The organism is Empedobacter sp. UBA6745 (assembly GCF_002453775.1).
In the GTDB taxonomy this organism is placed as follows: domain Bacteria; phylum Bacteroidota; class Bacteroidia; order Flavobacteriales; family Weeksellaceae; genus Empedobacter; species Empedobacter falsenii_C.
Genome location: NZ_DKHL01000008.1, coordinates 70228 through 86373 on the forward strand (window position 1 = coordinate 70228; position 16146 = coordinate 86373).

Below are 16146 nucleotides of genomic sequence, written 5' to 3' on the forward strand. Positions count from 1 at the left end.
CTATTTATATTAATATTTATTCTAAATAATTATTTGCTAAAATCTTCTTTCAACAAATCGATTTTCGCTAACAACGCTTTTTGAACAGCTGGATAATCTTCTTTGTTAGAAAGTGGAGCATTTACAGAGAAATAATATTTAATCTTTGGTTCTGTTCCAGAAGGTCGACAAGCTACTTTACTTCCATCCTCTGTATAGAAAATCAATACATTTGACTTAGGTATTTCAATCGCTTTTTCTTCACCAGAAGTCAAATCTTTGTCGATAGAAGATTGAAAATCTTTTACACGAACAACTTTAGAACCTGCTAATTCTTTTGGAGGATTTGATCTAAATTCCACCATCATTTTAGCAATTAACTCTGCACCTTCTTTTCCAGGTTTTACAATACTAATTAAATCTTCTTGATATGCTTTTCCGATTTCAAGATAGATTTCCATTAATTTATTGTACAATGAACTTCCTTTCGCTTTTTGTACAGCAGCAATTTCAGAAACTAATAAAGCTGTTGTAACAGAATCTTTATCGCGGATAAAATCTCCAACCATAAATCCGAACGATTCTTCTCCTCCTCCAACAAAACTTTCTTTGCCTTCGAATTTGCGAATCATATCAGCAATCCATTTAAAACCTGTTAATCCAACTTTACAATCAACATTGAATTTAGCAGCAATATCATAGAAAATATCAGACGTTACAATTGTCGAACCGATAAATTCTTTTCCAACTAATTTACCTGCTTCTTGCCATTTTTCTAATAAATAGTAAGCCAACACAGTGTTCATTTGGTTACCATTTAATAAAACAATTTCACCTTCATTGTTACGCGTTGCAACACCTACACGATCCGCATCAGGATCTGTTCCAATCACAACATCAGCATCAATTTCATTTGCTAAAGCAACTGCCATAGTTAATGCTTCTGGTTCTTCTGGATTTGGCGATTTTACTGTCGGGAAATCTCCACTTGGAATTGCTTGCTCAGCAACTTGATGAACTTGAGTAAAACCAGCTTTTTCAAAAGCTTTTGGCGTAATTGCAACTGCAGTTCCGTGAATAGAAGTGAAAACAATTTTTATATCTTCTTTACCTTCTTGCGTAAAACTTCCATTTGCTACACAAGCATCAATAAAAGCTTCATCAATTTCTTTTCCGATATATGTCAACAATGCATCGTTCCCTTGAAATTTGATTTCTTCAACTTTTACATTATTTACTTCGTTGATAATTTCTCCATCTTGTGGCGGAACAATTTGCGCTCCATCATTCCAATAAACCTTGTAACCATTGTAAATTGGAGGATTATGAGAAGCTGTCAACACAATTCCAGCATCACAACCTAAATGACGAACTGTGAAAGACAATTCTGGCGTTGGACGAAAAGATTCGAACAAATAAACATTGATTCCATTCGCAGTCAAAACATCTGCAACCATTTTTGCGAACGTATCCGAATTATGGCGAACATCGTAAGCAATCGCAACTTTTTTCTCTTTATTCGGAAATTGTTGATTGATATAATTTGCTAAACCTTGCGTCGCTGCACCAAGTGTATATTTGTTTAAACGATTTGTTCCAACTCCCATTATACCACGCATTCCTCCTGTTCCAAACTCAAGGTTTTTATAAAAAGAATCGTCTAATTCGGTTGGATTATTATCAATTAAATCTTGAACAGCCTTTCTTGTTTCCGCATCATAAGCGTCAGAAAGCCATAATTTAGCATTATCTAAACTTGAAGTCATTCTTATTTTTTATTTTTTTAATACTTGGGCACGGTCGGCAATTTTTGTATCCTTATTTGGATCGCCCATAAAATTAACGATTGAGTTTCCTTTTGCAGAACCATAAAGCGTTTGGCGCGCATTGATATCTAACAAAGCATTATCATCAGTTGTGAAATTAGCTTCGTTGACTTCGTATTTGAACAAATTCAATTGTGCTTCGCCATAAGCTTTCACTTTCATAGTTCCAGCAGTTCCTTCTAACATGATATTAGATTGATCTTCCGCTTTTAAATCAAAGTTGTTTGTAATCAAAAAAGTTTGATTAATTCTTGCTTGATCCTTCGCATTCATTGTCAATTTATCGACATTCAATGTTCCAGAAGTTGTCAAAGAAGTTTGTTTATTCACATCGATTTTTTCTAAATCACGCGTCACATAAACATACAAATCATAGGCACTATAATGGTCTACATTTGATTTTTCTTTGATTGTAACCGCATTATTTTTTGCTTCAACTTCTAAATTGTCAATAATATTTTGATGCGATTCTACTTTAACTCCAGATTTATTTCCCGGAACCAAAATAACATTACAATTACACGAAACGCTCAAATCTTTGATATTGTCAGCAGTATATTCTTTTTGAGCCGTTGCAGCACCTTCTCCATCAATTGATGATGAACACGAAGTTGCAACTAAACCTAAAAATCCTAATAAAATTATTTTTTTCATAGTAGTTGGTTATTTAATTAGTTTAAATTCAATTCTTTTTGAACTAAATACAATTGTTTATCGCGATTATTACGAACAATTAACTCGCCCAAAAATCCCGCCAAAAATAATTGCGTTCCCAAAATCATAAAAACTAACGAGATATAAAAATAAGGACTATCTGTAATTAATCTGGCTGGTGTATGCGAAATATAAACTTTGTATAATTTCTCAATACCTAAATAAAATGAAGCGAAAAATCCTAAAATAAACATCAATGTTCCCAATAAACCGAAAATATGCATTGGTTTATTCCCGAATCTTGATGCAAAGAAAAGTGTAATCAAATCCAAGAAACCATTTACAAAACGATTTGCTCCAAATTTTGACACACCATATTTACGCGCTTGATGTTTTACTTTTTTCTCAATAATTCTCGAATATCCAGCATTTTTCGCTAAAACAGGAATATAGCGGTGCATATCTCCATACAATTCAATATTTTGCGTCACTTCCCAACGATAAGCTTTCAAACCACAATTAAAATCGTGCAATTTTACACCAGACGTTTTACGTGCAACACCATTGAATAATTTGGAAGGAAGATTTTTTGTCAACTTATTATCTTGACGATTTTCTTTCCAACCCGAAACAATATCTGCTTTTTGGTTTTTCAGCATTTTGTATAACGACGGAATTTCCTCAGGAAAATCTTGTAAATCTGCATCCATAGTAATCACAACATCACCTTTTACTTCTTTAAAAGCAGCGCTAAGTGCTGGAGATTTACCATAATTTTTACGGAATTTAATTCCTTTCACTTCTGTATTGAAGTTGGCAATATATTCGATAATTTGCCACGAATCATCTGTACTTCCGTCATCAACGAAAATAACTTCGAATGTAAAATCATTCTGTTCACAGACTTTTTTGATTCTGTAGAATAATTCCTCTAAGGAATCTTGTTCATTCAATAAAGGAACAACAACTGAAATATCCATATGTTAAAAAACACGTTTTTTTAAGAATTGTGAAAACATCGCTGCAATTGCGATGTAGAAAGATAAGAAAATTGAGAATAATCCGAAGAAGTTTTTCACAGTAAATAAATTAAGTGTTTTATAATCATCCGAATTTCTGAATGTTTCGATATCTTTTGCGACTTTTGGATCAGACATATTAGACGTAAAAGTGTCTAACAATCCTTGTTTCAAACTATCTTGTGCCCATTCTCCATAAGTATTGAAGAATACAAAAATAACAATCAAACTCATGATTCCTGCGAAGAAAATTGTGTAGAAACCAACTTTGAAACCTTCTTTGAAAGTCATTAATTCTTCTGAAGTTTGATGATTTTTTGCTTTATTTTTCGATAAATTGAAAATTGTTAAGAAACAATATAATGCATATAAAGGTAATACAATAAAACAGCAAATCATGAAGCTGTAAGTGTAATAATCTTTTACAGAAACTGTTCCATTTAACGAAAAATAAAAGTAAAGTGCGAAAAACAATGCTAATGTAATTGCCGTAAGCACCAAAGAGTTTTTGAAAATTTTATTAAAACTAACCATTCTGCAAAGATAATTATATCCTTTATTCTATGATACATTATTTTATATGATTTAAAAAGGAATTTGTATTGATAAAAAATTTATTTTTGTTAGGAAATGAATTTATTTTTTAATCGATTTTACCCATTCGCCTTAGTTTTTTTATGCTTTGTATGCCAAGTTACAAATGCGCAAGGATTAATATTACAAAAATATTTGAAAGATTATAATTCTATCTTATATAATAATCCTGAAGAAACAAAAACCATTGCAGAATATCTTATCCGAAATTCTAATGATAAAACAGAATTAATAGAATCTTATATTTTACTAGCCAATGCAAATTATTTTGGAGGAAAATATGATGAAGCTCTTGACAATGCTGCAAAGGCAAATACTGAAGCTATTTTGGACAATAATACAGAGTTAATACATGAATCAGAACTTGTTTTAAATAGAATTTATCAACGTTATCACTTACTCGATTTTTCAGAAAAATATTTACTAAACAATTCATCTGACGAAAATTCAATTTTACAAGCAAATCAATATTTTTATAAAGGTGATTATTCTAATGCATTAAAAACACTATTAGAGAAAAAATCTCTAAACACAGAAGAAGAATTAACCCTATCTAAATTATATTTAAAAAGTCATCAGTATAACAAAGCATTTCAATTATTATCTCAATTAGAAGAAAAAAAGGAAATAGGCAATTATTTCAAAGCGAGAATAAATCTATTGTTAGGCGAGTATTATTTTGATAAAAGATCTAATACAGAAGCTGTTTCATATTATCAGAAAGGATTAGTTTATGCTAAAAAAATTAACCATTCTGACCTAATAAAAGATGCATATTATAATTTGGCTAGTTTATATTTAGCTAATCACAATGTGAATGAATTTAATTTTTATAATGAAAAGTTCGATTCTATTTCTACCCTAAACCTTCAAATTAGTCAAAAAATAAATAATTCTATTTTTCATCATCAATCAAAAATTATTGAAACCAAACAATTAAAAAAAGAAAAAATCTATCACATTATTTCTGGAATTTCTATTGCTTTATTAATATTAATCTTACTTGTTTATACAATTTTACTAAACAAAAAAAAGGAAAATACTCGTGTTGTAAAAGCTATTATTAATTCACTAAAAGAATCGCAGAAAGAAAATCAATATTCTAAAGATGAAGTAAAAAATCAAATCAAAACAGATTTAATCTCTAAAGAAAAAGAAATGGCTATTCTACAAAAATTAAACTCTTTTGAACAAACTAATAAATTTTTATCAAAAAATGTTTCGCTTGGATTAATTGCTTCTCAATTGGATACGAACACAAAATATTTATCTGATATCATTAACAGACACAAAGAAAAAAATTTCAATACCTATATAAATGAACTTCGGATAAAGTATATATTAAATAAGCTAACTTCTGATTCCAATTATTTAAATTACAAAATTTCTTATTTAGCTGAAGAAAGTGGCTTTTCTTCTCATAGCAGTTTTGTTTCTGCTTTCAAATCGTATACAGGAACGACTCCAACTATTTTTATAAAAACCATTAATCTGACTCAAAAATAATATGAAGTATAATATTTATTTTACGATTTTTATTCTAAGCGGTGTGATGTGTTTTGGACAAAGCGACTCTACTAAACTAAAAAACATATACCAAACTGCAAAAGAGAACATATATAACAACCCTAAAAAAGCTATAAATCAAGCTGATATTTTAATAAAAAATAGCAATGGCAACATAAAAATATTGGTTGATAGTTATTTTATAAAAGCCAATGCATTTGCTAACTTAAGAGACAACGAAAAAGCATTATTTTATTTAAATAAGACATATGATATTGTTAAGAACTTAAAAAATGATTCTCAAAAAATAGATGTTATTCATCGTATTGCAGCTATTTATCAGAATTTAAAATTATATGATAAATCTTTAACTTATTTAAATGAAGCTGAAAAGATAATCAACCAAATAAAAGACGAGGATAAAAAATTTGAAACAATTAGTTACAACTACACAGTAAGAGGATTAATTTTCAAAGATTTAAACAATTGTGAAACTGCCATTGATTATTTTAATAAGGCTATAAAAAATTATGATAAAATAAACAATAAGTTTATTGCTTCATCTAACAAAAGTGTTATTTATTACAACTTAGGTTTTTGTTATTTTAAGTCTGATCCGAAAGCTTCTGAAGACGCTTATCATAAATCGTATGAGTTAGCCAAAAAATCTGGAACCAATATATTGATTGCCTATTCACTAAAAGGGCTTGGTGAATATTATTTTAAAACAAATAATTATGAAACCTCTCTTGATTATCTTAATAAATCATTACAATCATTAAACAAAACAGAAGACTCTACATTAAAAAGAAATATCTATAATTTAATTAGCCTAAATGCAATTGCAAAACAAAATTGGCGACTTTTTGAAAAAGCAGATAGCTTATCAGCAATTTATAATAAGCATGTCGTATCATCAGAAACAAAATCTGTATATAAAGCTATTCAAGCTGTTGAAGATGAAGAAAATTACAATCTAAAAAACTCTTTTTTCACTACTATTTTCATAGTCATAACATCAAGTTTTATTGTATTAACAATCAGTGTTTTATATTTTAGAAAAAAGAAAAAAATAACTTCAAAAAACATAATTTTACACCAAGAATTAACGGCTATCTTAAATAAAGAACAATGAATTAATAATTCACGAATTTCAAATAGTAAACAGAAGTGATTTCTGAAAATGAATATTAATTTTGAATTCAAGAAATTAATATTTATATGAAAAAACATTACTTTTTATCCCTATTTGTTACTTTATGTAGTTTACAAATAAATGCACAAACAGAAGCTTATTTTTCTCAAGCTTTAGGTACATCAATTAGGAGTATTAATAACAACGGATTAGGTTTATCTGCTGTAAAATATTTCGATTACAACACCAAAGTTTACACCATTGCTGAAACAGCTTTAGGAATAAGTCAATTAAATACAATAAATGACAATGGTGATATTACTGGAGAAATGAAAATTTCTGGAACAAGTAATAAAGTACCTGCTTTTAAAACAAAAACTAATGATTGGAAACAAATTGGCGTTTTTCAAGATTTTGTTTTCGGCAAAAGTACCTTTACTGTTTTTGATTATTCCGAAAATGGAAAGTATATCGTTGGCCAAATGTCAAAAAGAATTAATGATAAAGATATATATGGATCTTTTATCTATTATACAGAAACAGGCGAACTAAGACCTATATTTAATGAAAAATATTTAGCATTAGCTGTTTACACTATTAATGACGAAGGGTTAATGGCTGGATGGGTTGATGATGAAGGAAATAATGGAGGAACAAGACGAATTCCTTGTTTAATCGATCAAGATTTAAAGATTACATACATAGATGAAACTCTTCCAAAATCCGCAGTTTCAGATATCATGAAAATTAATGTAAATGGGCTAATGGCAGGAGAATGGGAAGGACTTCCTATGGTCTATAATCATAAAACAGGTGAAAGAAAATCTATAAAAATCTATGATGGTTTTTATGCAGGAGCTTTTGAAGATATTTCTGATAATGGAATTGCTGTAGGATATATGACCACTATAAATAGTGCTAATCAACTAGTTAGAGAGGCTGTAATTTGGCACGAATCTTTTGGCGATCAAGTACAACTTTTAAGCGATTATGTTAAAAAAGCTGGTTTCTCTATTGATACTTATGATGGTATGATGGGAACAGCTTTAACAATCTCTAATAACGGAAAATATATTGGTGGTTATGATAATTCTGCTTTTAACTTTGGAAGAGGATGGGTTGTCAAGCTAGATGAAAAACTATTAAACACAGACGAAAATATCAAATCTACAAACAATATAAATGTATATCCTACTTTAGTTTCATCAACTCTTAACATTTCATCTGATTATATTATCAATCAATATACAATTACAACTATTGACGGGAAAGTAGTTAAAAAATCAAATCTCAATAATATAAAAGAAAAGATTGAAGTATCATCATTATCAAAAGGAATTTACATTATTACAATCAATTCAAATCATACTACCAAATCTGTAAAATTTATTAAACAATAATAAAGTAAATTCATTTTATCAATTACTTTTATTAAAGTAAATTAATTTTTTTCAATGTGGGTGGAACTTTTATAGTTCCACTTTTTTGTTGTAAATCAATTCATTATTTACATTTTTGATAAAATTATTTATTTTTTTCCCTAAACCCTTTTATTTTTACAAAACTTTCTTACCTTTGCATCAGGCAAGTCCTACACAACCAGCTCCTGTTGAATCCTCCAGGACGGGAACGTAGCAAAGGTATACGGTCGTAGCGGTGTGATGTAGATCGCTTGCCTATTTTTATTTCTCTAAATTTCACTCCCACTTTTTTTTACCCCATTATTTATTCGTAAATTTGCAACCATTGATTTAAAGATTCAATGGAAACAAACAAAGCACCAAAGTACATTTTCGTTACCGGAGGAGTAACATCGTCGTTAGGAAAAGGAATCGTAGCATCATCATTAGGAATGCTACTAGAAGCAAGAGGATATAGAGTAACAATTCAGAAATTGGATCCCTATATAAATGTAGACCCAGGAACACTTAATCCTTACGAACATGGAGAATGTTACGTTACGGAAGACGGTGCAGAGACCGATTTAGATTTAGGACATTATGAGCGTTTCTTGAACCGCGCAACATCTCGTGCTAACTCAGTTACTACAGGTCGTATTTATCAAACAGTTATAGAAAAAGAACGTCGTGGAGATTATTTAGGAAAAACAGTTCAGGTTGTTCCTCATATCACAAACGAAATCAAACGTCGTATCAAATTATTAGGTAATACAGGTGATTATGATATCATCATTACTGAAATTGGAGGTACGGTTGGAGATATTGAGTCTTTACCTTATATCGAATCTATCCGTCAGTTAACTTGGGAATTAGGAGAACATAATTCTTCTGTTATTCACTTAACATTAGTCCCTTATTTAGCTGCTGCGGGTGAATTAAAAACAAAACCTACTCAACATTCTGTTCGTACATTAATGGAAAATGGTATTCATGCCAATGTTTTAGTTACACGTACAGAGCGTCATTTACCAAAAGATGTAAAAGCTAAATTGGCTTTATTCTGTAATGTTCGCAAAGAAAATGTAATCGAAAGTATGGATGCAGACACAATTTATGAGGTTCCATTCTTATTACATGAACAAAATTTTGACGAAGTTGTTTTAAAAGGCTTAGATTTGCCAACTGATCAAGAACCAGATTTTACAGTTTGGAACAAATTCTTATCAAATCATAAAAATCCTAAAAACGAAATCGAGATTGCTTTAGTTGGTAAATACGTTTCGTTACACGATTCTTATAAATCAATTACAGAAGCATTTACACATGCTGCTGCAACTTGCGAAACGAATGTAAAAGTTCGTTGGGTATATTCTGGCGATATTACAGAAGACAATGTTGGAGAGCAATTGAAAGGAGTTTCGGGAATTTTGATCGCGCCAGGTTTTGGAGATCGTGGTATTTTAGGTAAAATAATTGCTACAAATTATGCACGAAGAAATAATATTCCAACATTAGGAATTTGTTTAGGAATGCAAATTATGGCAATCGAATTTGCGCGTAATGTTTTAGGTTACGAGAAAGCAGATTCAGCAGAAATGGATTTAACAACGCCTTATCCTGTTATCAGTTTGATGGAAGATCAAAAAGATGTTTCGGACAAAGGAGGAACAATGCGTTTAGGAAATTGGAAATGTGAATTAACTCCAAATTCAAAAATTGAGAAAATTTACAACACAACCGAAATCTTAGAACGTCATCGTCATAGATATGAATTCAATAATGATTTTTATGATGAATTTGTTGAAAACAATTTTATTCCAGTTGGTAAAAATCCTGAAACAGAATTAGTAGAAATTTTAGAACATAATCAACACCCATATTATATAGGTGTACAATTCCATCCGGAATATAAAAGTACAGTTGCTTCGCCACATCCTTTATTTATAAGTTTTATCGAAGCTTCTTTATTGAATAAACAAAATGATTTATTAAATGCAACAAGAGAAAAAATTTGATTTTAACCAAACGATTGGTTTTATTTTAATTGCAATTCTTTTTGGCGTATTCTATTTTCTAAACAAACCTTCGGAAGCGGAGGTCGAAGCACAGAAAAAAGAATTAGTTCAAAAGCAAGAGCAAGCGAAAAAACAGGAACAATTAAATAAAACAGCTACAACACAAGCTTTTCAAACTGTAGACCCTACATTAGCAAAAGATGTTGAAGTTAGTAATGATAAATTAAAAGTTACTTTTTCGCCAAAAGGAGCTCAAATTTCTGACGTACAAATCGTTGGATATACAGCTTACAATGACAAAAAAGATGGACACAAAGATCCTTTACATTTGATAAAAGATGGATCAAGTAAGTTCAACTTATCATTCAAAACAAAACAAGGAGCTGTTCTTAATGTTTCGGATTTAGTATTTGTGCCTCAAGTACAGAAAAATGCGAACAATACAATTGTGACGTTTACAGCGAATGCTCAAAATAGTCAAATTCAATACATCTATACATTAGGAGATTCTTATGGTATCGATTTCGAAGTTAAAACGCAAGGTTTATCTAACATCACTTCTGAAAAAAATGTAGATTTAGCGTGGACAATGGATGGTTTCAGTACTGAGAAAGGGAAAGATCAAGAAAAATATTGGTCACACACTTATTTTCAGTTCAAAGGAAACAAAGACATCGAATACGAATTATTTGGTTCTGACGAATGGGAAGAAGAGGAAGCTATTTCTTGGGTAGCCAACAAACAACAATTCTTCGCAACAGTTTTATCAAATGATGAAGGGTTTAAAACAACAAAAGGTGGTTCTAAAAACTCTGATAAAGAAGATTTAACTTATAGTAAACACTATCACTTAAACTCTAAATTAGAGTTGAAAAATAGTGAAATCAATTCTAAATTCACATGGGATTTTATTCCATTGGATTATAAAATGTTGAAAGATTACAACGACAAAGGATTCCAAAACTTAATTGACTTTGGTTGGGGATTATTTGGTTGGTTGAATAAATATTTCTTCTTGAACGTTTTCAAATGGTTAGCTTCTGTAGGAATCACTTACGGATGGGTAATCTTCTTGATGACAATCGTTGTAAAATTGATTTTATCTCCTATTATGTACAAACAATACCGTCAATCTGCATTGATGAAAGTTGTTCGTCCAGAGTTGAATGAAATCAACGAAAAATACAAGGATCCGAAAGATGCGATGAAGAAGCAACAAGAAACAATGGCAATTTATCGTAATGCAGGAATCAATCCATTAGCAGGATGTTTACCAGCATTATTACAAATTCCTATTTTCTATGCGTTATTCCGTTTCTTCCCGAACTTAATCGACTTGAGAGGTGTTCCTTTCTGGTTCGTAGACGATTTAACAGCATTCGATGATTTAATCAAATTACCAGAATGGGTTCCATTCCTTAATGGTCACTTAAGTGTATTCGCTTTATTATACATTGTTGCAATGATGATTTATTTTAAAGTTTCTGGATCTATGGATAATTTCCAAATGCCACAACAAGAAGGAATGCCAAACATGCAATTCATGAAATACATGATGTATGTAATGCCAGTTTTCTTCTTTGTATTCCTTAACAATTATGCTTCTGGTCTATCTTGGTATTATTTAGTATCCAATGCGATTAATATTTTCATCGTGTTATATATTAAGAAATATATGATTCACGAAGCGAAGATTCATCAAATCATCGAAACAAATAAAACAAAACCTAAAAAGACAGGTAAGTTTGCTTCGAAAATGCAAGAAATGATGCAACAAGCACAAGAAATGCAAGAGCAACAAAAAAAGAACAAAAAGAAATAATCACATTATATTTCAAATTCAAAAATCCGTTAATGATAATTAACGGATTTTTTATTCATTTAAGACAATAAAAAATTTAAGTATTCAATTTATTACATACCAATATTTTATTCACTTAAAAATACTTTTATAGTGTACGTTATACACTTTTTATGAATAAATTCTTTTTTATTTATTATTTTCAGATTATTATTGTCTCAAAATAATAAATAACATGAACAATATTTACTCAATTAAAGATCAAACAGCAAATCCTGGACCTTTAGGATTATTTGGTTTTGCAATGACAACTGTTTTATTAAACATACACAATGCAGGTTTTTTCCCTGTTAATAGTATGATTATGGGAATGGGTGTTTTCTTTGGAGGTGGAGCACAATTTGTAGCTGGCGTTATGGAATGGAAAAAAGGAAACAACTTTGGTAGTATTGCATTCATGTCTTATGGCGCTTTTTGGTTAACACTTGTATTTACATGGTTAGCACCGATGTTTGGTGTAGAAAAACCAGACGGAAATGCGATGGGATGTTATTTAGGAATGTGGGGAATATTTACATTAATCAACTTTTTACAAACCTTAAAAGGCAATTTAGTAGGAAAATTATTATTTGGTTCATTAACCTTATTATTCTTTTTATTGTCAGCAGGTAACTTTACAGGTAGTCAAAGCATTTTACATTTTGCTGGTTGGACAGGAATCATCTGCGGATTTATTGCGTTTTACGAAGCTTCTGCAATTATGATTAATCAGAAATACGAAAAAAACATTCTTCCTTTATAAATAGTATGAATAAAAAAAATCCTTTATCAGAGACTGATAAAGGATTTTTTTTATAATTGTAATGAATTATTTATTAAACATTGGAGCTAATAATTTTTTCCAGATAAATAATAAAATTAATGATCCTAAGATTGAAAAAATCCAATCCAATGGACTGAAAAAACTTACTTCTCCATCATGAGAAATTCCTAAAATTGTACGCATATAAGCTCCTAAATACGCACCAACAATACCTATAAGTGCAGTTACCCAAAATCCTCCCGGATCTTTACCTGGCATTATTGCTTTAGCAATTCCAGCACAAATTAAACCGAACACTAAGTATACCAAAAAGCTCCAAACTCCGGTAATACCTAACATAATAAATGAAGTTGTCATCATAATTAATACTATTTTTTATGGTTTTAAAAATTGTTAAGTAAATCTTAACTAAAATCGTTCCAAAAAGATAAGAAAAGTTTTTGTAATTTGTAAATTTGTAACACTATAAAATAAAATTTATGTCTCTAATCAAATCTATTTCAGGTTTTCGTGGAACAATCGGAGGAAAACCGGGAGATAATTTAACTCCTATAGACGCTGTAAAATTCGCAGCTGCTTACGGAACTTGGCTTAAGAATCAATCAAATCAATCAGAATATAAAGTAATTGTAGGGCGCGACGCTCGTATTTCTGGACAAATGGTTTCTCAATTAGTTTGTTCAACTTTACAAGGATTAGGAATTAATGTTGTCGATTTAGGTTTATCTACAACGCCAACTGTAGAAGTTATGGTGACACATTTGCATGCAGATGGAGGAATTATTTTAACTGCTTCTCACAATCCAAAAGAATGGAATGCATTGAAATTATTGAATGCAAAAGGAGAATTTGTTTCTGCTGCAGATGGCGCACAAATTTTAGCTTTCGCAGATAAAGATGATTATACATTTGCTGAAGTTGATGATTTAGGTTCTTATGAAACTTTTGATGATGCAATTGATTTACATATCGAGAAAATTTTGGCTTTGCCATTAGTGAATGCAAAAGCGATTCAAGAGAAAAATTTCAAAGTTGCGATTGATGCGGTAAATTCAACTGGAGGAATTGCAATTCCTAAGTTGTTACAACGTTTAGGTGTGATTCATTACGATATGTATTGCGAACCAAACGGGAATTTTCCACATAATCCAGAGCCTTTAAAAGAACATTTAGGTGATATCTGCAAAAAAGTAATCGACGAACAAGCTGATTTCGGGATTGTAGTTGATCCAGATGTTGACCGTTTAGCAATTATCGACGAAAAAGGTGAAATGTTTGGAGAAGAATACACATTAGTTGCAGTCGCAGATTATGTATTATCAAAAACGCCTTCAGCAACAGTTTCTAACTTATCATCTTCTCGTGCTTTACGCGATATTTCTGAAAAATATGGTCAAAAATATTCGCCATCAGCAGTTGGAGAAGTGAATGTTGTAGTTGAAATGAAAAACGTTGATGCTAAAATTGGTGGAGAAGGAAACGGTGGAATTATTTATCCAGAATTACACTACGGACGCGATTCTTTAGTAGGAATTGCTTTATTCTTGACATATTTAGCTGAACAAGATAAATCAGTTTCTGAAATTAGAGCTTCTTATCCAGCATATTTTATGGCGAAAAAGAAAATCGAATTAACACCAGAAATCAATGTTGACGAATTGTTAGTGAAAATTCAAGAAGTTTACAAAAACGAAGAAATCAATACGGTTGATGGAGTTAAAATCGACTTCCCTACAGAATGGGTTCATTTAAGAAAGTCAAATACAGAGCCAATTATTCGTATTTATACTGAAAGTACTTCAGAAGAAAATGCAAATAAATTAGCTGATAAAATGATCGAAAGCATCAAAAATATTATCTAAAACAATCTATTTTAATTGTTTAACAAATGTGCAAAACTCTAACAATTCGTTATGATTTTTGCACATTTTATTTTGTAAATTAGTCTATCACTATGGACGAAGATTTTTTTAATAACGAGCTAATTGAAGGTTTTGAGCAAATGCTTGATAATCGTGAATATAGATATTACGATTCAGAGGATTTGGTCGAAATTCTTGAATTCTATATTGAAGTAAATGATAGCGAATATGCGAAACGTGCGTTGGATTTTGCAGAAAAAATGCATCCCGAGAATATAGATATCAAAATCAAGAGAATTGAATATTTTCTTACAATTGAGGATTTAAAAAAAGCTGCAAAACTCATCAAAGATTTAAAGGATTTAGCTGCAAACGAGTTAGATTATCTTTTGGTACAAGCGCGTTTTTGGGGAATGAAAAATATGCCTCGAAAAGCGATAAGTTTTTATGAAGAAGCTTTGCAAATAGACGACGAAGAAACTGATTTTATTTGTAATTGTATCGGAAATGAATATTTGAATTTAGATGAAGTTCATTCTGCGTTGATTGCTTTCAGAAAAGCATTGAAATTCAATCCAGAAAACGATTATACTTTCTATTCTATCATTCAATGTTACGAGGAAATTCATAATCCTGATGAATGCATCGAATTTCTGAAAGATTTTATTGACGATAATCCATATTCGGAAGTTTCTTGGTTGCAACTTGGTCTGTTGTACAATCACAAAAAAATGTATGACGAAGCTATAAATGCGTTGGATTACGTGCTCGCGATTAATCCTAACTCTATTGTTGGTCATGCTAACAAAGCAGTTTCATTGGAAGAATTAGGAGAATACAATAAAGCAATAGAAACACTAGAAGAAACATTAGAATTTGATGATTCGCCAGCTGTTACGCATATGAAAATTGGTGAATTGTACGAAAAGTTAGAGAAACCACAAAAAGCATTAAAAGCTTATCATATTGCGATAAAAGAAGATCCACAATTGGATAAAGTTTGGGCAAAAGCAGCTTCGCTTTACAACAAATTAGAAAATATTGAAGAAGCCGAATATTACATTCAGCGTGCAATAGAATTGAATGGTGATAGTTACGAATATTATACAGATTCAACTTACTATTTTCTGAAACAAATGAAGTTTGAGGAAGCTATAAAAAACCTTTCGAAATTGGTTCAATTAAAACCTTTGGTTTTCAATACTTGGTTTGCTTACGTCGAAACTTTAATTGCTGTTGGCGAATACGAACAAGCGATTGCAGCCTTATTAACAGGCGCTTTGAAGAATTTTAATCGTGCCGAATTTTTCTATCAATTAAGCAATGTTTATTATATTACAGAGCAAGATCAATTAGGAAATGAAGCGTTGCAAAATGCATTAAGTTTGGATCGAAATTTAAAAGATTCAATGATTGAATACTATCCGATTTTAGAAGAAAAAATCAATCAAATTTCTGGAAATAACGAATAAAAATATAATTCTTAAGCCATCTTTTTTAGATGGCTTTTTTCTTCACAGTAAAATAACACA

13 protein-coding genes and 1 other RNA gene are annotated in these 16146 nt (G+C 30.5%); 9 read left to right on the forward strand and 5 right to left on the reverse strand.

The window, feature by feature from the left end; all coding sequences use genetic code 11:
- Positions 1-29: 29 nt before the first annotated feature.
- From B4H69_RS03495 to B4H69_RS03510, 4 genes are read right to left on the reverse strand one after another with little or no spacing between them, the layout of a single operon-like run.
- On the reverse strand, positions 30-1745 hold the full coding sequence (locus B4H69_RS03495) for a phospho-sugar mutase (RefSeq protein WP_280045543.1): 1716 nt from the start codon (positions 1743-1745) through the stop codon (positions 30-32).
- Positions 1746-1754: 9 nt separating this feature from the next.
- Complete coding sequence (locus tag B4H69_RS03500) at positions 1755-2459, reverse strand: GIN domain-containing protein (protein ID WP_180905899.1); 705 nt, start codon at positions 2457-2459, stop codon at positions 1755-1757.
- A gap of 17 nt (positions 2460-2476) precedes the next feature.
- Positions 2477-3439 carry a glycosyltransferase family 2 protein gene (locus B4H69_RS03505; RefSeq protein WP_180905898.1) on the reverse strand — a complete coding sequence of 321 codons (963 nt, stop codon included), beginning with the start codon at positions 3437-3439 and terminating at the stop codon, positions 2477-2479.
- A 3-nt stretch (positions 3440-3442) separates the two neighbouring features.
- Positions 3443-3976, reverse strand: coding sequence for a DUF4199 family protein (locus B4H69_RS03510; RefSeq protein WP_185655198.1), 534 nt, complete (start codon positions 3974-3976; stop codon positions 3443-3445).
- A gap of 132 nt (positions 3977-4108) precedes the next feature.
- Here B4H69_RS03510 and B4H69_RS03515 point away from each other — a divergent pair, with 132 nt between their 5' ends.
- The 7 genes from B4H69_RS03515 (at position 4109) to B4H69_RS03545 (ending at position 12731) form a co-directional block, all read left to right on the forward strand.
- On the forward strand, positions 4109-5578 hold the full coding sequence (locus tag B4H69_RS03515) for a helix-turn-helix domain-containing protein (protein WP_280045542.1): 1470 nt from the start codon (positions 4109-4111) through the stop codon (positions 5576-5578).
- A 1-nt stretch (position 5579) separates the two neighbouring features.
- Positions 5580-6713 (forward strand): tetratricopeptide repeat protein, encoded by a 1134-nt coding sequence (locus B4H69_RS03520; protein ID WP_180905895.1) that lies wholly within the window; start codon positions 5580-5582, stop codon positions 6711-6713.
- A gap of 86 nt (positions 6714-6799) precedes the next feature.
- Positions 6800-8113, forward strand: coding sequence for a T9SS type A sorting domain-containing protein (locus tag B4H69_RS03525; RefSeq protein ID WP_180905894.1), 1314 nt, complete (start codon positions 6800-6802; stop codon positions 8111-8113).
- A gap of 182 nt (positions 8114-8295) precedes the next feature.
- An RNA gene (ffs, locus tag B4H69_RS03530) (signal recognition particle sRNA small type) lies at positions 8296-8394 on the forward strand.
- A gap of 81 nt (positions 8395-8475) precedes the next feature.
- Positions 8476-10128 (forward strand): CTP synthase, encoded by a 1653-nt coding sequence (locus B4H69_RS03535; RefSeq protein ID WP_180905893.1) that lies wholly within the window; start codon positions 8476-8478, stop codon positions 10126-10128.
- Positions 10106-11950, forward strand: a complete 1845-nt coding sequence (gene yidC, locus B4H69_RS03540) for a membrane protein insertase YidC (RefSeq protein WP_180905892.1) — start codon at positions 10106-10108, stop codon at positions 11948-11950. The genes B4H69_RS03535 and yidC overlap by 23 nt, the downstream gene beginning before the upstream one ends.
- 214 nt (positions 11951-12164) lie before the next feature.
- Positions 12165-12731: an acetate uptake transporter gene (locus B4H69_RS03545; protein ID WP_180905891.1), complete on the forward strand. Its 567-nt coding sequence runs from the start codon at positions 12165-12167 to the stop codon at positions 12729-12731.
- A 66-nt stretch (positions 12732-12797) separates the two neighbouring features.
- Here the strand turns inward: B4H69_RS03545 and B4H69_RS03550 are convergent, their stop codons facing one another.
- Positions 12798-13112, reverse strand: a complete 315-nt coding sequence (locus B4H69_RS03550; RefSeq protein WP_180905890.1) for a GlsB/YeaQ/YmgE family stress response membrane protein — start codon at positions 13110-13112, stop codon at positions 12798-12800.
- Between the two features lie 119 nt (positions 13113-13231).
- Here B4H69_RS03550 and glmM point away from each other — a divergent pair, with 119 nt between their 5' ends.
- Both glmM and B4H69_RS03560 read left to right on the forward strand, forming a co-directional pair.
- Positions 13232-14614 (forward strand): phosphoglucosamine mutase, encoded by a 1383-nt coding sequence (gene glmM, locus B4H69_RS03555; protein WP_280051343.1) that lies wholly within the window; start codon positions 13232-13234, stop codon positions 14612-14614.
- A gap of 92 nt (positions 14615-14706) precedes the next feature.
- Complete coding sequence (locus tag B4H69_RS03560; protein ID WP_291092733.1) at positions 14707-16086, forward strand: tetratricopeptide repeat protein; 1380 nt, start codon at positions 14707-14709, stop codon at positions 16084-16086.
- Positions 16087-16146 lie beyond the last annotated feature (60 nt).